The organism is Nonomuraea sp. SYSU D8015 (genome assembly GCF_008065375.1).
Classification (GTDB): domain Bacteria; phylum Actinomycetota; class Actinomycetes; order Streptosporangiales; family Streptosporangiaceae; genus Nonomuraea.
Map to the genome: position 1 here is coordinate 397,271 of NZ_VJYI01000003.1, position 20,595 is coordinate 417,865.

Consider the following 20,595-nt stretch of genomic DNA (forward strand, 5'->3'; position numbering starts at 1 on the left):
CCTACTTCCGGCATCGAACAGCTTCGGCCGCCGGACCGGACGGCCTCAGACGCCGAAGGGCGGCGCGTACCTGATGGTGCCCTTCGGCAGCGGGGCGCCGTCGAGCGACATGGCCATCAGCGCCTCGTCGGGCGCCTCGAAGGTGGCCTCGATGCCGTGGCGGGAGGCGGTCGTGAAGCCGAAGCGCGGATAGTACTCGGGATGGCCGAGCACGACCACGGCGCTCTCGCCGTGCTCGCGCGCCGTCTCCAGCGCGTCCCGCGTCACCAGGGCGCCCAGCCCCTTCCGCTGCGCCTCCGGCAGGACGGCCACCGGGGCCAGCGCCAGCGCGGGCGTCTCGCCGACGTGGCAGCGGGTGAGCAGGGCATGGGCGAGGACCCGGCCGCCGCGGCCGACCGCCACGCGGGACAGGCGGGGGATCCACGCCGGGTCCCGGCGCAGCGCCTCGACCAGGTCGGCCTCGTACGGCGTGGGGAAGGCCGCGAGAATCACGTCCCTGATCGCGTCCTCGTCCCCGGCGGTCTCCGCCCGCACCGTCACGTCGTGATCCATCCCGCTCCCCCCACGTGTTCCGGACTGCACGATCCCATCCTCCCTTACGTCCACCGGCCGCCAGACCGGTATGCGCCTCGCAGCAGGGCGGAGGGATGGCGTGGAATCGACCGTGCGAAGAACGGCGCTACGCCGCGAAGTCGTCCGATTCGGCGCACCACTCCACCAGGAGCACGGTGGCGTCGTCCTGCAGCCAGCCGCGCTGGTGGTCGAGGATGGTGTTGATCAACCGGCGCAGGGTCTCGGGGGCCGGCACGCCGTCGGTCTCGCGCCGGATGACGAAGTCGATGAAGCGCTCCAGCCCGAACAGCTCGCCCTTCGGGTCCTGCGCCTCGATCACGCCGTCGGTGTAGAGCAGCAGCCGGTCCCCCGGCTCCAGCTGGTAGCGACCGAGCTCGGTGGGCAGGCCCAGCCGGAGCCCCATGGGCGCGCCGGACGCGCCGTCCAGGGTGGCGACCACCTGGCCGCGGCGCAGCACCACCGGCGGGGGGTGCCCCCGGTTGGCCCACACCAGCCACCCGGTACGGATGTCCAGATCGGCCAGGATGCCGGTGGCGAAGCGGTCGGTGGCGAACTGGTCGGCGATCGCGTCGTCGATGGCCTCGCCGGCGGCCAGGACGTCGGCCCCCTCCCGGCGGTACTTGCGGCCGCACCCCACGGCGATGGTGGCGGTGAGCCCGGCGGAGGTGTCGTGCCCCATGGCGTCGAAGATCGACAGCCGGAGCAGGTCGCCGTTGAGCGCGAAGTCGAAGGCGTCGCCGCCCACCTCGTACGCCGGCTCCAGCGCGGCGGTGACGACGACCCGGTCGTTGGCGAACGTGGCGCCCGGCATCAGGTTCCACAGCACCTCGGCGGACAGGGCCATCGGACGGGTGCGCACCAGCTGCGCGTACATGTCGCTGAAGCCGCGCTTGCTCTCCACGAGCAGGGAGACCAGGGAGGCCAGTCGGTTGACCCGCGCCAGCACGGCCTCGTCGGCGTTGGACACGATCACGCCGAGCACGCCGATGCGCTCGGTGCAGTCCAGCAGCGGCACCCACAGCCGCCGCGGCCCGTCCCCGGCCGGGGGCTCGGCGGTCGCGCCGGGGGCGACGGCGGCGCGGGCGTGGACCGGCTCCAGGCCGCGGAAGGCCAGCCCGGCGACGGTGGTGTCGATGGGGATCCGCTCCAGCGGGTTGCCGGCCTCGTCGCGCTGGCCCGGCAGCGGCACCAGGAACTGCTGCTGCAGGTCGGCGACGTACAGCATGGCGTGTGCGAGCCCGGCGCGCCCGGCGTGCTCGGCGACCAGGGCGGGCAGGTCCTCCAGCGAGGCCAGGTGACCGGCCCGCAGCAAACCGCCGAGCAGCCCCTCGTCCTTGTCACGCAGCGAGCCGCCCAGCGGCTCGCCGTCCTCGCCCCGCATGACGTCCCACCCCCGATCAAGGAGGTCCTACCCGGCGCGGACGCCTCTCAGGCATGCTCCGAGCAGGTCACATCCGCCGTGGAGCCGCGGACGATCAGCTCGGTGGCCAGCTCGACGTGGTGGGAGTCGATCTTCTCGCCGGCCGCCAGGCGCAACGCCGTGCGCAGCGCCACGGCGCCCATCTCGCGCAGCGGCTGCCGGACGGTGGTGAGGGGCGGCGAGGCCATCCGGGCGATCTGGGTGTCGTCGAAGCCCACGATGCTGAGGTCCTCGGGGATGCGCAGGCCCCGCATCCGGGCCGCCTCCATGACGCCGAGCGCGCTCTCGTCGCACCCGACGAAGATCGCCGTCGGCGGCTCGGGCAGGTCGAGCACGGCCCCGCCGCTCTCCAGGCCGTCCTGGTAGTGGAAATGCCCGAACCGCGTGTAGCCGGGCGGCACCGGCACCCCTTCGGCCTCCAAGGCGGCGCGATAGCCGTGCATGCGCGCCTGGTTGCAGGCCGCGGTGGCGGGGCCGCCGATGTAGGCGATGCGCCGGTGCCCGAGGGACAGCAGGTGCTGGGTCGCGGCGAGGCCGCCGGCGAAGTTGGTCGAGCCGATGCTCGTCACGCGGGCGTGCGGCATGTTCAGCGGGTCGAGCACGACCAGCGGCAGCTGTACGCGGGCCAGAGCGGTGATCTGCTGGTTGGTCAGCTCATGGCTCGTGACGGACAGCAGCGCCCTGCGCCCGGCGGCGACCAGGCCGCGTGCCCACGCAGCGGGATTGTCGGCTTTCTTCCTGGCGCTGACGACGATGCCGACGCCCAGCTCGGCACCGGCCTCGACCACTCCCTGAATGATCTCCGTGGAGTAGGCGTTGAAGTCGCCGTCGAACTGCACCTCGACCGTGTCCGTCGCGACGGGGTCGGCACGGCGCGGCGGCGGCGCGACGTAGTCGTGCTCCCGCAGCAGCGACTCCACGAGGGAACGCGTGGCGGGCGCCACGTCGCTGCGGCCGTTGAGCACTTTGGACACGGTCGCCACCGACACGCCGGCCGAGGCCGCGACCGTGGCCAGCGTGGCGCGTCTAGGACTGGCCGGCATCGCTTCCCTCCTGCTGCTCCACCACTACAGGTGTGACGAGACGCCGATCGTGCCCGACCACCCGCGCGGGGCCGGTCAGCCGGACCGTGCCCCGGCACGGCAGGTCGGCCGCGGACGTGCCGACGAGTATCTCGACGTCTCCGGGCTCCACGATGCGCCTCAGATCGCGTCCGGTGAAGGCCGTCCGGTCGGCGTGCACCTGGAACGTCACGCGGGCGCTCGCACCGGGCTCCAGCGGGACTCTGGCGAAGCCGGCCAGCTGCCGGACCGGCCGGGTCACCTGGGCGACGACGTCGTGCAGGTAGAGCTGGACGACCTCCTCGCCGGCCCGCCCGCCGGTGTTGCGCACCCGGACGGTCACCGCGAACTCGCCGTCCGTGGGCACGTCGGCGGCGTCGATGCGCAGGTCGCCGACCTCGAAGGTGGTGTAGGAGACGCCGTACCCGAACGGGAACAGCGGCGTCGGGTCCAGGTTGCTGATGCCGTGGCTGTCGGCGCCCAGCGGCGGCTGCAGGTAGGTGCCCGGCTGGCCGCCGTGGCCGCGCGGGATCTGCACCGGCAGCCTGCCCGAGGGCTGGACGCGGCCGGACAGCACGCCGGCGATGGCGGCGCCGCCCTCCTCGCCCGGCATGAACGCCTGGACCAGCGCGGCGGCGCCGGCGTGCACGTCGCCCAGCGCGTACGGGCGGCCGGACACGACCACCACGACGACCGGCGTGCCGGTGGCCGCGAGCTCGGCCAGCAGGTCTTCCTGCACGCCGGGCAGCCGCAGGTCGTCGGCGTCGCAGCCCTCCCCCGACGTGCCGTGCCCGAAGAGGCCGGCGAGGTCGCCGACGGCCACCACGCACAGGTCGGACCCGCGTGCCGCGGCGGCCGCGGCGGCGAAGCCGGAGCGGTCGTGGCCCTGCACGTCGCAGCCCCGCTCGTGGACGATCTCCGCGTCGGGCAGCTCGGCACGCAGCGCGTCGAGGAGGCTGGGCGCCTCGACGCCGAGCCCGAGCCCGGGGTGGCGGGGCAGCACGTGGTTGGGGAAGGCGTAGCAGCCCATGAACGTCCGCGGGTCGTCGGCGCACGGCCCGACGACCGCCACCCGGCGCAGCCCGGGCCGCAGCGGCAGCACGTCACCGGCGTCGAGCAGCACGATCGACCGCTCGGCCAGCTCGCGGGCCAGCGCCCGGTTGCCCGGCGAGTCGAGGTCCACGGAGTCGGCCCCGGCCACGGATCTCTCGGGCGTCCAGTCCGGGTCGAGCAGCCCCAGCTGGACCTTCTGGGTGAGCAGCCGGCGCGCCGCCCGGTCGATCAGCGACTCGGGGATCTCGCCGCTCCGCACCCGCTCGACGAGGTGCTGCCCGAAGCCGAGCGTGTCGGGCAGCTCGACGTCGATGCCGGCTTCCAGTGCCCGCACGCCGGCCTCTCGAGGGTCGGCGGCGATCTTGTGCATGGTCGCCAGGAACGGGACCGCCCAGTAGTCCGACACGACGGTCCCGGTGAAGCCCCAGTCCTCGCGCAGCACCTCGGTCAGCAGCCACGGGTCCGCCCCGGCGGGCACGCCGTCCACGTCGGAGTAGGAGTTCATCACCGACCGGGCTCCGCCGATCGCGATGGCCGTCTCGAACGGCGGCAGGATCATGTCCATCAGCTCGCGGCGTCCCATCGGGACGGGGCCGTGGTTGCGGGCCGCCCGGGAGGCGGAGTAGCCCGCGAAGTGCTTGAGCGTGGCGATGATCCCCGCGCTCTCGAGGCCGCGCACGTAGGCGGCGCCGAGCATCGAGACGAGGTACGGGTCCTCGCCCATGGTCTCCTCGACCCGTCCCCACCGGTAGTCGCGCACCACGTCCATGACCGGCGACAGCCCCTGGTGCACGCCCACGGCCCGCATGTCGCGCCCGATGGCGGCCGCCATCCGCTCCACCAGGCCGGGATCGAACGTGGCGGCCCACGCGATGGCCGCGGGATAGACCGTCGCCCCGTACGTCGTGAACCCGGTCAGGCACTCCTCGTGGACGATCGCCGGGATGCCGAGCCTGGACTGCTCCACCACCTGCCGCTGCAGCCTGACCACCTCGGCGGCGCCCTCCCGCGCCGTCACGGGCCCGCTGCCGTGCACGCGGGTCAGGTGGCCGAGGCCGTGGCGGATCGCCTCCTCGAAGGGGACGGTGCCCGAGGCCGAGAACACGTCCTGCATCGGCGCCACGTTCGGCGCCGCCTCGTCCTGCGACAGCTCCTGGTCCTGCATGTCGTTGCCGATCCACCGGCTGCCGAGCTGGCCGACCTTCTCCTCCAGGGTCATCTCCTCAAGGAGGGCGTGGACCCGGTCGGCCACGGGGAGAGTCGGATCCTGCCACGGACGGAGCACGCCGTCCACCGCGGGCGTCCGATCTACAGCCGTCATCTGCATGCTCTCCTTAAGGGCGATTCCAGCGTGAGTTTTTCGAAATGTTTCGACGTCGTTGAGCGACTCGCGAGCGAAACCTCCCGGCATCAGATGACCAGTTGAGCGCCGCGCCTGAGTACTCTACACAGGCCCTTTCGGAATGGGGAGATTCCTGATTCGAGCACTCTTGACAGGCCCATGGTCGAAACCTAGATTGGCGGACCACGCGGCATGTCGTAAATGTTTCGACAGGCTCACTCTTAAGGAGACATGACGAGCGGCATCGCCCGGCGCCGCCTGCGGCCGGCCGGCACCGCATTCGATTGATCAACGAGCCGCGCGGCCAATCCCCCCGGCGTTCAAGTACGGAGATCAGCGTGGAGACCAGGAAAACCTCTCGCCGTACCTTTCTCAGCCTCTCCATGGGCCTGCCTTTGGGAGCCGCGCTAGCGGCCTGCGGCGGCCAGGGGCCGACCCAGACCGGCGCCGGTGGCGGCACCGGCACCACCAGCGGCGGCGGCGCAGGCAAGGCCACCTACTGGTACCTCAGCGTGGAACCGAACGAAGGCGTGCGCAGACGCGCCGTCGAGCGCTTCAACAAGGCCAACCCGAGCACCCAGATCGCGACGACGACCCTCCAGAACGACGCCTTCAAGACCAAGATCAAGACGGCGATCGGCGCGGGCGAGGCGCCGACCATCATCTGGGGCTGGGGCGGCGGCGGCCTGAAGAGCTACGTGCAGGCCGGCGCGGTCGACGACCTCACCTCTTGGTTCGACCAGAACCCGGCCATCAAGGACCGGCTGTTCCCGTCCGCCTTCGGCGCGGCCACCGTCGACGGCAAGATCTACGCGTTGCCGGTCGAGTGCGTGACGCCGATCGTCTTGTTCTACAACAAGAAGCTCTTCGACCAGATCGGCGCCCAGCCCCCGCAGGAGTGGGGCGACATCATGGACCTGGTGAAGAAGTTCAACGCCAAGGGCATCGCGCCGTTCTCCCTCGGCGGCCAGTCCCGCTGGACGAACATGATGTGGCTGGAGTTCCTCTTCGACCGCATCGGCGGCCCCGAGGTCTTCCAGGCCATCTACGACGGGGAAAAGGACGCCTGGAACAACCCGGCCGCCATCGACGCCCTGACGAAGATGCAGGAGCTGATCAAGGCGAACGGCTTCGTCAAGGGCTTCTCGTCGATCACCGCGGACTCCAACGCCGACCAGGCGCTGCTCTACACCGGCAAGGCCGCGATGATGCTGCACGGCGGCTGGACGTACGGGTCGATGAAGCAGGACGGCGGCGACTTCGTCACCGGCGGCAACCTCGGCTACATGAACTTCCCGCCGGTCACCGGCGGCAAGGGCGACCCCGGCAACACCGTGGGCAACCCGGGCCAGTACATGTCGATCTCCTCCAAGGCGACCCCGGAGGCCAAGGAGATCGCCAAGAAGTTCTTCGCCACCGAGATGAACTCCGACGCGCAGGCCAAGGACTGGGTCAGCATTTCCCAGGTGCCGATCGTCAAGGGCGTCGACGCGCAGTTCGCCTCCTCCGCGGACTCGGCGTGGCAGAAGTTCGTCTACGACATCGCCAGCAACGCCAAGTCCTTCCAGCAGTCCTGGGACCAGGCGCTCAGCCCGACCGCGGCCGAGGTCCTGCTGGACAACATCGCCAAGCTGTTCCAGATGTCGATCTCGCCGCAGCAGTTCGCGACGAACCTCAACGAGGTCATCGGCAAGTGACTGTTCCCCCGATTCCCGCCAGGGGGAGCGCGTCCCTGGCCGCCGTGCCCGGCGGCCAGGGACGCGGCCTGCCCTGGCTGGCCGTGCCGGCTCTGCTGTTCTTCGTCGCCTTCGGCGTCATCCCGCTCTTCGGGGTCTTCGCGCTCAGCTTCACCTCCTGGGACGGGCTCGGCGAGATCCACCTGACCGGCTTCGACAGCTGGCGGGCGGTTCTCACCGATCCCGGCCTGCCGCACGCGTTGTGGGTGACGTTCCTCGTCATCGCGCTGTCGTGGGCGGTGCAGACGCCCGCGAGCATCCTGCTCGGCACGTTCCTGGCCGGTTTCCAGCGCTACCGCGCCGTGCTCTCCGTGTTCTACTTCATCCCGCTGCTGCTCAGCTCGGCCGCCATCGCGATCACCTACAAGGCCCTGCTCGACCCGAACTTCGGGCTCGGCGCCGGGCTCGGCATCCCGATCCTCGTGCAGGACTGGCTGGGTGAGCCGGTCCTCGCCTTCGGCGTGGTGATCTTCGTGGTGTCGTGGCAGTTCATCCCGTTCCACTCGCTGATCTACCAGGGCGGCGTGCGCCAGATCCCGCGTTCGATGTACGAGGCCGCCGAGATCGACGGCGCGGGCCGGATCCGCATGTTCTTCAGCATCACCCTGCCCCAGCTCAAGTACACGATCATCACGTCCTCGACCCTGATGGTCGTGGGCTCGCTGGTCTTCTTCGACCTGATCTTCGTGCTCACCGCGGGCGGTCCCGGGGACGCCACCCGGGTGCTCGCCCTGGAGATGTACAAGAGGGGATTCCAGGCCAACCTGATGGGTCCGGCCAGCGCGATCGCCGTCATCCTCGTCCTGGTGGGCCTGGCGCTGGCGCTGCTGCTGCGCCGGCTCGGCGGCCGGGACGCGACCCACAGCCAGCTGGAAGGGGCCTGACATGGCGACGACCCTCGCGAAGGACTCCTCGCAGGCGACGGCGGGGCACTCCGCTCCCCCACCCAAGAGGGTGACCCGCCGCCCCAACTGGGTGGCCGGCACGATCTCCTGGATCTGGCTGGTGATCGTGATCGTGCCGATCTACTGGATCGTCATCACGAGCTTCAAGTCGCAGAGCAACTACTACATCGAGAATCCGCTTCTGCCGCCGCCCGCGCCCACGCTGGCCAACTACGGGATGGTCATCGAGGCGGGCTTCATCCAATACTTCATCAACAGCGTCATCGTCACGCTCGGCGCGGTCGTGCCCGCCGTCGCGGTGTCGTTCATGGCGGCGTACGCGATCGTCCGCAGCGGCGGGGGGCGGTTCCTGCGCTGGACGAACTCGACGTTCCTCATGGGACTGGCCATCCCGCACCAGGCCACGATCATCCCCATCTACCTGATCATCATCCAGCTGGGCCTCTACGACTCGCTGATGGCGCTGATCCTGCCGTCGATCGCGTTCGCGATCCCGCTGTCGGTGCTGGTGCTGTCGAACTTCATCAGGGACGTGCCCAAGGAGCTGTTCGAGTCGATGCGCCTGGACGGCGCCAGCGAGTCCCGCACACTCTGGAACCTTGCCCTCCCCCTGACCAGGCCGGCCGTGGTGACGGTGACGATCTACAACGCGCTGACCATCTGGAACGGCTTCCTGCTGCCGCTGATCCTCACGCAGAGCCCCGACAAGCGCACGCTGCCGCTGGCGCTGTGGAGCTTCCAGGGCCAGTACAGCATCAACGTGCCGGCGGTGCTCGCCTCCGTCGTCCTCACCACGCTGCCCATCCTGATCCTGTACGTGGTCGGCCGCCGCCAACTGCTGGCCGGCCTGACCGCCGGGTTCAGCAAGTAGCTACTGTCCGGGCTGCTCGGGAGGCTCCGGCCGCGGCCAGGTGACCGCGGCGAACACCACCGAGCATGCCAGGAACCCGGCGCACACTCCCGCGAACCCGGCCCAGAACGAGCTGAGCGTGGTGCCCATGTCGATGCCGATCAGCAGCGCCGTGACCACGCCCGCCGCCAGGCCCCCGGCCAGGGCGGAGGCGTAGCGGGGCGGCCGGTGCGCCACGGCGCCGGTCAGCGGCAGCAGCAACGGGATCAACGTGGTGGCCCACCCTGCCCTGGGCTCGCCGAACAGGGCCAGCTTGACCGCGGAGACGACGGTCGCCACGGCGATCGCCACGAGCGTCCAGACGACGAGCTTGACCGGGTGGTAGCGGAGGTTGTGCTCGGAGGTGGAGCCGATCGAGCCCAACATCCAGAAGGAGAGCAGATCGCCGATCATATCGCCGATGTCCGGCTTGCCATCGTCGGGGCTCTGCTCCGAGGTCATGTGATCCTTTCCTCCCTACGGCGCCCGGCTCGACCGTAACAGCACCTCACCGCACGCCGACGCGCACGGACAACGGCCGAAGGTCGATGGAGCCGATACTTTCGGCCAATGGACGGCGGACGGCCGGGACTTCGGCCTGCAGAACCGGCGGCTCGGGGGAGAGACGCCGCCCGCGGGGTCACACTCGGCGTGCTGCTGATCGCGAGCGGCGTCCGGCATCTCAGACGGATGGGCCCGGCTATTGGTACGCGCTCGCCTGGAGCGTGTAGAGGTCGGCGTAGAGGCCGTTGAGCGACATGAGCGTGTCGTGGTCGCCCTGCTCGACGACCTTGCCGTGGTCGAGGACGTAGATGCGGTCGGCATAGCGGACGCTGGCCAGACGGTGGGTGATCAGGAGCACGGTGCGGCCGTCGGAGTGGCTGCGGATGCGTTCGAAGAGGGCGTGCTCGGCGCGGGCGTCGAGGGCGGCGGTGGGCTCGTCGCAGATGAGCAGGTCGGCGTCGCGGTGGAAGCCGCGGGCCACGGCGATGCGCTGCCACTGGCCGCCGGACAGCTCGTGGCCGTCCTTGAAGCGGCGGTCGAGGAGGGTGCGGTAGCCGTGGGGCAGGTCGGCGATGACCTCGTCGGCGCCTGCCACGGCGGCGGCCGAGTGGAGGGCGGGCTCGCCCTTGTCGGTGCCCATGGTGATGTTGTAGCGGGCGGTGAGCGGCCAGCGGGTGTGGTCTTGGGCGATCACGGCGGTGCGCAGGCGCAGCTCCTCCGGGCTGACCTGTTTGAGGTCCGTGTCGTCCCAGAAGACCGCGCCGGTGTCGGGCTCGTAGAGGCCGGAGAGGATCTTGGCGAGGGTGGTCTTGCCGGAGCCGTTCTCGCCGACGAACGCGATCACCTCTCCATGTTTGATCTCGATGGACACCCCGCGCAGGGCGGGCTCGTCGGCGCCGGGGTAGGTGAACGTCACGCCGTCGGCGACGATGCGCTCGAAGCCGCCGGGGGCGGCGAGCGGGCGGGGACTGATCAGGCGGCGCTCGGCGTCGGCGCAGAACTCCAGGAAGTCGGTGAAGTAGAGGCCCTGCTCGTAGAGGCGGTTGGTGGCGTACATCAGGCTGCTGAGCGAGGTCTGCCCCGAGCGGATGGCGAGCACCGCGGTGCCGGCCACGGCCAGCGGGATCGCGGCGATCGCCAGCAGGATGCCCAGGGCCACGTAAACCAGGGCGGTCCCGACGCCGCCCAGCGCCTCGCCGGCGAGCCGGGTGATCGTCTGCCGTTTGACCAGCTTGAGCATGATGTCCTGCTCGGCCCTGGCCACCGCGTCGTACATGCGCAGCAGGAACCGCCGCATGGTGAACGAGCGGACCTCGGCCGCCGGCGCGCGGTCGGCCAGCAGCTCACTGATGATCCACTTCCGGCGGCGGGCCGGGATGAGGCCGTACATCGTCGAGTAACGCATGCGCGCGCTGCGCACCGCGGCCCACGCGTCGGGCAGCACGGCCAGCAGGAGCAGCGGCAGCAGCACCGGATGCAGGATGCCGAGCACGCCGGCCGCCGCCGCGATGCCGACGGCGGCGGTGACCACGTCGACGGCCGCGGACACCACCCAGTCGGCCGTGGCGACGCCGCGGCCCTTGGCGCGTTCCAAGGCGTCGTGGAACTCGGGGTCGTCGTAGGCGACGAGCTCGACACGGCTGGTCAGGCCGTAGAGACGCTCCTCGGAGGCCCGCTCGATCTGGGGCGTGAGGCGCGCCTCGGCCCAGCCGGCGCCCGCCTGCGTCATCGTGCGGATCACCGCGGCCGCGCCGACCAGCACCAGGCTGGGCAACGCCGCCATCACGCGGTCGGGGGTCGGGCCCTCGCTGAACAGCGCGGTGAGCACGCCGGTGGTCGCCAGCAGGCCGAACGCGGTGAAGACCCCGCCGAGCAGATTGAGCGAGATCGTGGCCGCGGTGTCGCGCGGGCTGGCCTCCCAGGCCATGCGCATCGCCTGGCTGATGAGGGAGGGGAGTCGTCGGGCGATGGTCAGGAAGCCGACCTCCGCCATCTTGTCGCTGTGGGCGTGCCAGTCGGGCAGGGCGATCTCGCCGAGTTCGAGGGGCTCATCGGGCATACCGTGAGTGTGCCCGCGGACACTGACAGTTTCTCCCGTCCCAGGACCGTCGCGTGCGGCAGGGAAGGGAGTTGACCCGCCGCGGCAAGGTCCTCGATCTCGTGGCGGGCCGGGGCGGGCAGCCTCACGTGTAAGTTTCACGGATGTTTGACGGCCGCATTTGAACGTTGCAATACTCCGGCCGACCGGCTCTCGACGAGCCGTCCCCGTCTTTCTCTTTCCGCAGGTCACATGCTCAACAGCGAATGAATCGATTCAGTCTACGATCACAGGAACGATGCATGGAAACCAGCAAGGGAACGCCCATCGCCCGACGCGGGATCGGCCTGACGGCCGCACTGGCCGCGCTCACCCTCGCCGCCACCGCGCTCTCCGCACCCGCCGGCGCCGCCTCCCGGACATCGGCGCTGGCCTGCGGCGACGGCACCGCGAACGCGGAAGCCGTGCTCAGCGGCAGCACGTGGACCGCGCGCAACGGCAACAGGACCGTCTACACCGGCACCAGCATGCTGTCGGCCATGCAGAGCGCGGTGAACAGCCTCACCGCCGGCCGCACCGCCAAGCAGCGGGTCGTCGTGCGCGGCTCCGGCACGATCAGCGCCGGATCCCGGCTGTCGCTGCCGAGCTACACGGTGCTGGACGTCTGCGGCACCGTCAACGTGACCGGCTCCGGCTCGGGCGACCAGGCGGTCGTGTACGCCAGGGGCGTCCGGGACGTCGAGGTCCAGCACCTGACCGTGACCGGCGCCCCGCTGTACGGCATCTTCGTGCGCAACGGCACCAACATCACCCTCGGCCAGATCGACATGCGCCTGTCCGGCGGCCTCGGCATCCGCATCGACAACCACGGCGACCGCAGCGTACGCACCAGGAACGTCAGGATCGACAACGTCTACGTCTCCGGCACCAGCACCCACGGCGTGGAGACGTACGGCGTGGACGGTCTCACCGTCGGCACGGTCGTGGCCCGCAACACCGGCCACTCCGGGCTGCTGCTGAACGACACCATCAACGCCACCGTGAACACGGTCGACGCACAGGGCGCGGGCACCGGCACCGGCTACGCGGCCTTCCGCATGGCCAACAGGAACGGCCGGATCGGCAGTTCGTACCCCACCAACATCCGGGTCGGCCAGGTCATCGCCCGCGGCGGCGGGCGCGGCGTCTTCTGCGTGTCGGAGAGCGGCGGGGCGGTCATCGACCGGGTGGACATCGCCCAGACCGGCGGCAACGCCATCCTGATCGAGAACTGCCACAACGTGAACATCGCGGCCCAGAGCGGCAGCGTCACGGGGCCGGGCGACATCCGGATCGCGGCCCGGTCCGAGTTCCCCAACACCTCGGACGTCATCATCCAGAACCTGCGCGTGACCAACTCCGCCATCAGGGAGAGCCCCTGCGGGGTCAACACCACGTTCAGGAACAACACCCTGGTCAACAGCAGCCAGAGCATCTGCTGAGGCGGGCATACCACGGAGATAGGGGCAATCTGATACGTCCCCCGGCGCGGGGGTGGCGCATACCGTGACAGCCACCCCCCACCGTCGTCGGAGGACGCCCCATGGCAAGACCCCTTCGTCTCGTGCTGTCCCTCGTCCTCGGCCTCGCCTTACTCCTGGTCACCGCACCCGCCCAGGCCGCGTCGCATGTCACGGTGCTCAGGTACGACGCGAGCCGGGCCGCCGAGTTCCAGTCCACGGTGAACCAGGCGGCGCAGATCTGGAATTCGAGCGTCTCCAACGTCCGGCTCGTTCAGGGCTCGCCCGCCCACTTCGTCGTGCTGGCGGACAACGGCTGGCCTCGTGCCCTGCCCACCAGTCTCGGGCGCGGCACGATCTGGATGGGCCGGCAGGCCACCTCCCAGGGCTACGACCGGCTGCGCATCGCCACCCACGAGATCGGCCACATCCTGGGGCTCCCCGACCGCCGCACCGGCCGCTGCTCCGACCTGATGTCAGGCTCCAGCGCGGGTGTCGCCTGCACCAACCCGTACCCGAACGCGGCGGAGCGGGCCGAGGTGGACGGGAACTTCTCCGGCGGCACGCCGGAGGTGGAGTTCGACCGGCTCCACGTGGACCGCTGACGCCGGACAGCCGGGCGGCGGCGCACCCCCCGGAAGGTGCGCCGCCGCCCCATCCGGTGTTTCCGCGGAACCGGCCGGGGACGCCGGCTGGGCAGGGGCCTGGCCGACGAGGTCGCCGCGGAGACGTTCCTGATCACCCTGCACCGCCGCGCCGAGATGCGCCGGTACCTCGAGCCGGCCAAGGCAGGGCAGAAGCCGTGACCATCGGTTCTGCCGGTCAGGTGCAGGTGTAGCCGGACGGCAGGCGGGTGTCGCCGGCGGGGCGACTGGCCTGGAAGCCGAAGGAAGCGGTTTGACCAGGCCCGAGCGTCCCGTTGTGCCCCGCGTTGCGGGCGGTGACGTTCTGGCCGGTCAACGTGAAGGACGCGTTCCACCCGCCGGTGATCTGATGGCCGGACGGCAGCGTGAAGATGACGGTCCAGCCGCCCAGAGCCGTCGTGCCGGTGTTGGTGACGGTCAGCTGGATCACGTAGCCGGTGCTCCACTGGCTCTGCACCGTCGCCGTGACCGAGCAACCTGCGGTCCCGCCGTCCGGCCGCGTGGTCACGGTCACGGTGCCGGAGCGCGGCGAGCGGTTGCCGGCCGCGTCCCTGGCGTAGACGGCGAAGGTGTACGAGGTGTTCGCGGCGAGCCCGGTGACCGTGGCGTTCGTGGTCGCGGACGTGGTCACCGACGTCTCCGACGACTGCACCCGCACCACCTCGTAGCCGGTGACCCCGACGTCGTCGGACGAGGCCGCCCACGACAGGCGCACCGACGAGGCGGTCACCTCCGACGCGGCGGGCGTGCCGGGCACGGTGGGCGGGCTGGTGTCGTCGTCCGGCTCCTCGTACGTCAGACCGAACCCGTACGGGAACAGCGGCGTCTTCCCGTCCCCCTGGTTGATCGGCTGCTGCGAGGCGCTGCTCATCCACGTCATGGGGAGCTTGCCGGTGGGCCGGACGGATCCGAACAGCACGTCGGCCACGCCCTGCCCCTCGGTGCCCGGCAGCCAGGCGGCCACCAGCGCGTTCCAGCCGGACAACTGGGCGGCGATGTCGAGCGGTCGTCCGGACACGAGCACGACCACGACCGGCACCCCGGCGGCGCGCAGGGTGGCGATGGTGTTCAGGTCCGTGGTGTCCAGGCCGAGGCCGCCGGGGCGGTCGCCCTCGCCCTCGGCGTACGGGGTCTCGCCGACCACGGCGATCGCCACGCGGTACGAGCCGTCGATGCCGCGGCCGTCGCGGCTGTAGGTGACGGTGGTGCCGGAGCCGGCGGCGTTCCTGATGCCCTGCAGGATGGTGGTGCCGGGCGTGATCGCGCCCGGCGAGCCCTGCCAGGAGATCGTCCAGCCGCCGCTCTGCAGGCCGATGTCGTCCGCGCTCTTGCCCGCCACGAAGATCTTGCCGCCCGGGGCGAGGGGCAGGAGATTGCCGCTGTTCTTCAGCACAACCTGGGATTTCGCCACCGCCTCGCGGGCCAGGGCGCGGTGCGCCGAGCTGCCCACGGTCGCGGTGTAGGACCGGTCCGTCAGGGGCTTCTCGAACAGGCCCAGCTCGAACTTCTTCGTCAGGATGCGCCGCACCGCGTCGTCGACCCTGGCGGTCGTCACCCGTCCTGCCTGTACCTCGGCCCGCAGCAGGTCGATGAACTGCCGCCACGCCGTCGGCACCATGGCCATGTCGATGCCGGCGTTCACGGCCGTGCGCACGTCGAGCGCGGAGGTCCCGGGGGCGCCGTCGATCTGGTCGATGCCGTTCCAGTCGGAGACCACGAAGCCGGAGAAGCCCAGCTCGCCCTTCAGCACGGTGGTGATCAGATACTGGTGCCCGTGCAGCTTGACGCCGTTCCAGCTGCTGAACGAGATCATCACCGAGCCGGCGCCGCGCTCCACGGCGGCGCGGAACGGCGGCAGATGGATCGCCCGCAGGTCGGCCTCGGACAGCTGGGTGTCACCCTGGTCGACGCCGCCCGTGGTGCCGCCGTCGCCGACGTAGTGCTTGGCCGTGGCCAGCACGGAGGCGGGGCCGTTCAGCGCCGTGCCCTGCAGGCCGGTCACGAGCGTGGCCATCGAGGAGGGCAGCTCGGGGGTCTCGCCGAACGACTCGTACGTGCGGCCCCACCGGTCGTTGCGGGCCACGCACAGGCAAGGGGCGAAGTTCCAGTCCACGCCGGTGCCGGAGACCTCCTCGGCCACGGCCCGGCCGATCCGCTCCACCAGCGCCGGGTCCCGGGTCGCGCCGAGGCCGATGTTGTGCGGGAAGATCGTGGCGCCGACGACGTTGTTGTGGCCGTGCACGGCATCCACACCGTACAGGATGGGGATGCCGAGCGGGGTGGCCAGGGCGGCGTTCTGGAATCTGTCGTACATGTCCGCCCAGGATGCGGCCGTGTTCGGGGACGGCGCCGACCCGCCGCCGGACAGCACCGAGCCGAGCCGGTACGTCGTGACGTCAGCCGTGCTGACCGACCCGCGCTCGGCCTGCGTCATCTGCCCGAGCTTCTCCTCCAGCGACATCCGGCCCATCAGGTCGGCCACCCGGTCCCGCACGGGGAGGCTGGGATCCTGGTACGGGAGCGCGGCCGCCGCCACGGCGACCGGCCCGCCGCCGACCGTCACCGGCGCCCCGGGCACCCCCAGCACGGCAACCACCAGCAACGTCACGGCCGCCCGCGTCACCCACTTCATGCTCGCGTCTCTCATGGCCGCCGCTCCTGGTCAGCACGTCGGGGTAAAGGTTGGGAGCGCTCCCAGAGGCGACTCTAGGACAGCGTCACACCCAATCCCCCTCCCTCGCTTCCACCGCAGCCCGCCCACCGCCCCCACCAGCGGAAACAGCCGGACAGCCGTGAAACTTTCACCTGGCCGGCCGGCGCATGACGCGCCGCCATGAAACTTTCATCAGCGCTTTACCGCCTGTGAGGCAGTACGGATAATACGGGTCGGAAAGCGCTTTCCAACCCTTGATGGAGGTACCTGCCAAGCGGAGAGCAACCATGCCCCTGATCTCACCACGCGCCCCGCGGTGGACGTCCGCCCTCGTCGCGGCGGTCGTCCTCGCCCTTCCCTCGATCGGCGCACCCGCCGGGCACGCGGCGGCGGCCGACGGCCCCACCGGGTTCGCCGCCGTCAACGCCCTCGGCCAGAACGGCACCACCGGCGGCGCCGGAGGGCGGACGGTCACGGCCACCGACGCCGAGCAGTTCCTGGAGTACATCGACAGCCTCGAACCCCTGATCATCCAGGTGAACGGCACGATCTCGATCACCAGCAAGCAGGGGGTGCGGCCCAACAAGACGATCGTCGGCGTCGGCACGTCCGGGCACATCACGGGCGGCGGGCTCGACTTCTATCGGTCGTACAACGTGATCGTGCGCAACCTCCGCTTCACCAACGCCGAGGACGACGCCGTCAACATCGGGCAGAACTCCCACCACATCTGGATCGACCACAACACCTTCTCCGGCGCGGTGGACGGCTCGGTGGACATCGTGCGGGGCGCCGACTACGTCACCGTCTCGTGGAACCACTTCGACCGCTCCGACAAGTCCATGCTGATCGGCCACTCCGACGGCGCCGCCGGCACGGACGTCGGCCACCTCAAGGTGAGCATCCACCACAACTTCTTCGACCGCAGCCGCCAGCGCCACCCGCGCATCAGGTTCGGCGAGCCGGTGCACGTCTACAACAACTATTTCCTGGGCAACGAGCTCTACGGCGTGGCCTCCACGATGAACGCCGGCGCCGTCGTCGAGGGGAACTACTTCGAGAACGTGCCCCACCCGCTCCACTCGACCAGCGGGTACGGCGACAGCGGACCCGGCCGGGCGGTGCAGCGCAACAACGTGTTCGTGAACTCCGGCACCCCCGAGACCAACGGGACCGTCGTCGAGCCGCGCACTTACTACGGCTACACCCTGGATGCGCCGCAGGGCGTCCCGTCGGCGGTCCGCGCGGGCGCGGGCGTCGGGAAGATCACCCCATGACGGCGACGCCGGGATAAGCCCCATCCCCCGCCCGCGAGCGGCCCATCCCCCGCCGGCCCGTGGGCGCACCGTCCCGCCCGGCTCGCCCCGGGCGGGACCCCGGCGCCGTCCCGGCCGATGGCGGCGGGTCACGACCGGAGGGACTCCAGCAGGCGGTCGGCCTCGGCGGCGAGGCGGGGCAGGTCGGCCGCCGGGTCCGGGGACCTGGCCAGCAGCATGCCGCCCTCGCACAGCGCCCCGAAGACGAGCTGCGCGCGGGCGGGCACGGCAGCGGCGTCCTCACCTTCGGCCGCCAGCGTGAACCCGGCCAGCAGGATGCTCAGCAGGTAACGGTGCTCGACGGCCCGCGCCGTCTCCCATCCCAGCACCCACGGCGCGTCCAGCAGCACGATCTGCCGGAACCCCGGATCGAGGCAGTGCTCCAGGAACGTCCGGGCGCCCCGGCGCAGCGCCGCCCACGGGCCGGTCTCCTCGGCGGCCACCCGTTCCAACTTGGCCGAGACCTCCGCCAGCTCGCCTTCGAAGGCCGCGCGGAACAACGGCGCCTTTCCCCCGAAATGGTGGTAGGCGGCCCCCTTGGTCACCCCCGCCGCCGCGGCGACCGCGTCGATCGAGGTCGCCGTGTAGCCGTCGCCGCCGAACAGCTCCCGCGCGGCACGCACCAGCGCCGCCGTCGTCTCGTCCCTCCGCTCTGCCTGAGTACGGCGGATCATCGTGCTCCCATTGACTTACATACTCGCGGTACGTAACTTCGAACACAGTTACGTACTGAGAGTATGTCTCATTGGAGGTGAGCATGTCCTCACCGCACATCGCCGTCTACGGCGCCACGGGCCACACCGGCCGCCTGGCGGCGGCCGAGCTCCGAGCCCGTGGCCGGGACGTGATCCTGGCCGGACGGGACGGCGCCGCCCTCAAGGCCCTGGCCGAGGAGTTCGGCGGCGAGCCGGGGGTGGTCGTCCACCAGGCCACGCTGGACGACCCCGCCGCCCTGCGAGCGCTCGCCGAGCAGGCAGGCGTGCTGATCCACTGCGCCGGCCCCTTCACCCACACCGGCGAGCCGGTCGCCCGGGCCGCCGTCGAGGGCGGTTGCCACTACGTCGACCACGCGCTCGAACAGCACCACACCAAGTGGATCTTCGACACGATGCAGGAGCCTTCCAGGCAGGCCGGCATCACCATGATCACTGCGATGAGCTTCTACGGCGGGATGGGCGACCTGCTCGCCGGGGCCGTCGCCGAGGGCCTGACCGGGATCGACCGGGTGATCTCGGCCTACGCGGTGACCGGCTGGCGGCTGACGACGGGGGCCAGGAAGACGGCGGAGCTGCTGTTCGCCGACACCCGGCGGATCACGTACGAGGACGGCGCCCAGCACGTCCGCTACGTCGAGCCGCGCAACGCCGTCTTCCCGTTCCCGCCGCCGCTCGGCCCGCGCACGATGATCGCCCCGGTCCCGTCGTCCGAGGTCGTGACCGTCCCCAGGCACGTGTCCGCGCGCCGCGTGGAGGCGCAGCTCACGGCGCACACGTTCGAGGAGGAGCAGGCGTTCACCAGCGAGCACGCCGACGCCGAGACCCGCGCGGGCTCCGCGTTCACGGTCGCCGTGCAGGCGGTCACCGAAGGCGGGGGCGCCGCGGGGCAGGCGGCCGGGCGCGACCTGTGGCGCCTGAGCGCCCTCGCCTCCGTCGAGGCCGCGGTACGCCTGGCCGACGGCCACGGCCCCGAGCGCCCCGGCGTCTACGCCCCCGCCGAGGCGTTCCCTCCAGGCCCCTTCCTGCGCGACCTGGAACGGCTCGGCCTCTTCACCCTCACCCTGCCGGGAGAGGCGGAGTTGTGACCTCGTCTCCCCCGCCCCGCGGCACACGGTTCGCAGGGCACGGCCCGGAAGGGCCGGGGTCGGCGGCGGCCGGCTCGGGAGGCCCGGAGGCCGTACCCACGACACAGCACGACACACCGTCCCGAAAGGCGGCGCGCCCGCGGCCGACGGCGGCGACCGTGCCGGGCGTCTACAGCGCTGGCTCCCCCAGGGCCGAGCCTGGGGTTCGCACATTCAAGGAGGTCCGATGATCCTCGTGACGGGCGCGGCCGGCGGGTCGCAGGGAGGCACCGGGCGGCAGGTCGTGGACCTGCTGCTGGAGCGTGGCGAGGAGGTGCGGGCGTTCGTGCACTCGGACGACGACCGGGCCGCCGAGCTGCGCAAGCTTGGCGTGGAGGTGGTCGTCGGCGACCTCTGCGAGATCGCCGCGGTGCGGCCGGCCTTACGCGGCGTCAGGCGGGCGTACTTCACGTACCCGGTGACGGCCGGGCTGCTCGACGCCACCGCGGCGTTCGCGGCGGCGGCCCGGGAGGCGGGCGTGGAGCGGGTCGTGGAGGTGTCCCAGCTGGACGCCTCCCCCGAGGCCGGCACCCCGCGCATGCGCCGCCACTGGCTGTCGGAGCAGGTCTTCGACTGGGCCGGGGTGGGCGCGGTGCACCTGCGCGCGGGCGTGTTCTTCGAGAACCTGGCCGTGGTGGCGGCCGCGTCCGGCAACCGCGAGCTGGCGCTGCCGCTCGGCGGGCCGGACACGCTGATCCCGCTCGTGGCCGCCGCCGACGTGGCCAGGGTCGGGGCCGGGCTCCTGCTCGACCCCGGCCCGGTAGATGACACAGCGGATCCGGTGTGCCTGGTGAACGGGCAGATGGCGACCATCGGCGAGGTGGCCGACGCGTTCGGGATCCCGTACGTGGACGTGCCTCCCGAGGAGTGGGAGGCCCGCGCGATGGAGATCTACCGGGACGAGGTCGCGGTCGAGCACCTCACGCACCTGTGGGCCCTCTTCCGCTTCATCGGGGCCGGGCACCATCCGGTCTACGGGGTCTACGAGAGCATCGAGCGGTACGGCGGCCGGCCGCCGATGACGATACGCGAGTTCGCCCAGGGGTTGCGGTGATCGGGGGCCACTTCCGACGGATGCCGTGAGCCCCCGGCCGACGGATCGGCCGGGGGCTCAGGTCAGGC

The 20,595-nt window shown here is 71.2% G+C and carries 17 protein-coding genes; 9 read left to right on the forward strand and 8 right to left on the reverse strand.

Features of this window, described 5'->3' with window-relative positions; genetic code table 11:
• Positions 1-45: 45 nt before the first annotated feature.
• From ID574_RS17265 to ID574_RS17280, 4 genes are all read right to left on the reverse strand, one after another.
• Positions 46-552, reverse strand: coding sequence for a GNAT family N-acetyltransferase (locus ID574_RS17265; protein ID WP_188189911.1), 507 nt, complete (start codon positions 550-552; stop codon positions 46-48).
• Positions 553-679: 127 nt separating this feature from the next.
• Positions 680-1,954 carry a PP2C family protein-serine/threonine phosphatase gene (locus ID574_RS17270; protein ID WP_188189912.1) on the reverse strand — a complete coding sequence of 425 codons (1,275 nt, stop codon included), beginning with the start codon at positions 1,952-1,954 and terminating at the stop codon, positions 680-682.
• A 47-nt stretch (positions 1,955-2,001) separates the two neighbouring features.
• Positions 2,002-3,036: a LacI family DNA-binding transcriptional regulator gene (locus ID574_RS17275; RefSeq protein ID WP_188189913.1), complete on the reverse strand. Its 1,035-nt coding sequence runs from the start codon at positions 3,034-3,036 to the stop codon at positions 2,002-2,004.
• Positions 3,020-5,428, reverse strand: a complete 2,409-nt coding sequence (locus ID574_RS17280; RefSeq protein WP_188189914.1) for a beta-xylosidase/alpha-l-arabinosidase — start codon at positions 5,426-5,428, stop codon at positions 3,020-3,022. Before ID574_RS17280 ends, ID574_RS17275 begins: the two co-directional genes overlap by 17 nt.
• Positions 5,429-5,787: 359 nt before the next feature.
• Here ID574_RS17280 and ID574_RS17285 point away from each other — a divergent pair, with 359 nt between their 5' ends.
• The 3 genes from ID574_RS17285 to ID574_RS17295 are packed head-to-tail and all read left to right on the forward strand — an operon-like array spanning position 5,788 to position 8,961.
• Complete coding sequence (locus tag ID574_RS17285; RefSeq protein WP_223166784.1) at positions 5,788-7,146, forward strand: extracellular solute-binding protein; 1,359 nt, start codon at positions 5,788-5,790, stop codon at positions 7,144-7,146.
• Positions 7,143-8,069 carry a carbohydrate ABC transporter permease gene (locus ID574_RS17290; RefSeq protein WP_188189915.1) on the forward strand — a complete coding sequence of 309 codons (927 nt, stop codon included), beginning with the start codon at positions 7,143-7,145 and terminating at the stop codon, positions 8,067-8,069. Before ID574_RS17285 ends, ID574_RS17290 begins: the two co-directional genes overlap by 4 nt.
• Position 8,070: 1 nt before the next feature.
• Positions 8,071-8,961: a carbohydrate ABC transporter permease gene (locus tag ID574_RS17295; RefSeq protein WP_188189916.1), complete on the forward strand. Its 891-nt coding sequence runs from the start codon at positions 8,071-8,073 to the stop codon at positions 8,959-8,961.
• Here the strand turns inward: ID574_RS17295 and ID574_RS17300 are convergent, their stop codons facing one another.
• Positions 8,962-9,441 carry a hypothetical protein gene (locus ID574_RS17300; RefSeq protein ID WP_188189917.1) on the reverse strand — a complete coding sequence of 160 codons (480 nt, stop codon included), beginning with the start codon at positions 9,439-9,441 and terminating at the stop codon, positions 8,962-8,964.
• A gap of 238 nt (positions 9,442-9,679) precedes the next feature.
• Entirely contained in the window at positions 9,680-11,542 is a 1,863-nt protein-coding gene (locus ID574_RS17305; RefSeq protein WP_188189918.1) for an ABC transporter ATP-binding protein, read from the reverse strand.
• Positions 11,543-11,823: 281 nt separating this feature from the next.
• Between ID574_RS17305 and ID574_RS17310 the strand changes: the two genes are divergently transcribed.
• From ID574_RS17310 to ID574_RS17320, 3 genes are all read left to right on the forward strand, one after another.
• On the forward strand, positions 11,824-13,002 hold the full coding sequence (locus tag ID574_RS17310; RefSeq protein ID WP_188189919.1) for a right-handed parallel beta-helix repeat-containing protein: 1,179 nt from the start codon (positions 11,824-11,826) through the stop codon (positions 13,000-13,002).
• Positions 13,003-13,103: 101 nt separating this feature from the next.
• Positions 13,104-13,625: a snapalysin family zinc-dependent metalloprotease gene (locus ID574_RS17315; RefSeq protein WP_188189920.1), complete on the forward strand. Its 522-nt coding sequence runs from the start codon at positions 13,104-13,106 to the stop codon at positions 13,623-13,625.
• A 36-nt stretch (positions 13,626-13,661) separates the two neighbouring features.
• Positions 13,662-13,826: a hypothetical protein gene (locus ID574_RS17320; RefSeq protein WP_188189921.1), complete on the forward strand. Its 165-nt coding sequence runs from the start codon at positions 13,662-13,664 to the stop codon at positions 13,824-13,826.
• 16 nt (positions 13,827-13,842) lie between these two features.
• On the opposite strand, the gene ID574_RS17325 is transcribed toward ID574_RS17320, so the two are convergent.
• Entirely contained in the window at positions 13,843-16,311 is a 2,469-nt protein-coding gene (locus ID574_RS17325) for a glycoside hydrolase family 3 N-terminal domain-containing protein (protein ID WP_223166785.1), read from the reverse strand.
• A gap of 293 nt (positions 16,312-16,604) precedes the next feature.
• Here ID574_RS17325 and ID574_RS17330 point away from each other — a divergent pair, with 293 nt between their 5' ends.
• A complete protein-coding gene (locus tag ID574_RS17330) occupies positions 16,605-17,594 on the forward strand; it encodes a pectate lyase family protein (RefSeq protein ID WP_188189922.1) in 990 nt (329 codons plus the stop codon).
• A 128-nt stretch (positions 17,595-17,722) separates the two neighbouring features.
• On the opposite strand, the gene ID574_RS17335 is transcribed toward ID574_RS17330, so the two are convergent.
• The gene (locus ID574_RS17335; protein ID WP_188189923.1) at positions 17,723-18,307 is read right to left on the reverse strand and encodes a TetR/AcrR family transcriptional regulator; all 585 of its coding nucleotides are present in this window, start codon (positions 18,305-18,307) and stop codon (positions 17,723-17,725) included.
• Between the two features lie 83 nt (positions 18,308-18,390).
• Here ID574_RS17335 and ID574_RS17340 point away from each other — a divergent pair, with 83 nt between their 5' ends.
• On the forward strand, positions 18,391-19,434 hold the full coding sequence (locus tag ID574_RS17340; RefSeq protein ID WP_188189924.1) for a saccharopine dehydrogenase NADP-binding domain-containing protein: 1,044 nt from the start codon (positions 18,391-18,393) through the stop codon (positions 19,432-19,434).
• A gap of 226 nt (positions 19,435-19,660) precedes the next feature.
• Positions 19,661-20,527, forward strand: coding sequence for an NAD(P)H-binding protein (locus ID574_RS17345; RefSeq protein WP_188189925.1), 867 nt, complete (start codon positions 19,661-19,663; stop codon positions 20,525-20,527).
• The last annotated feature ends 68 nt before the right edge of the window (positions 20,528-20,595 follow it).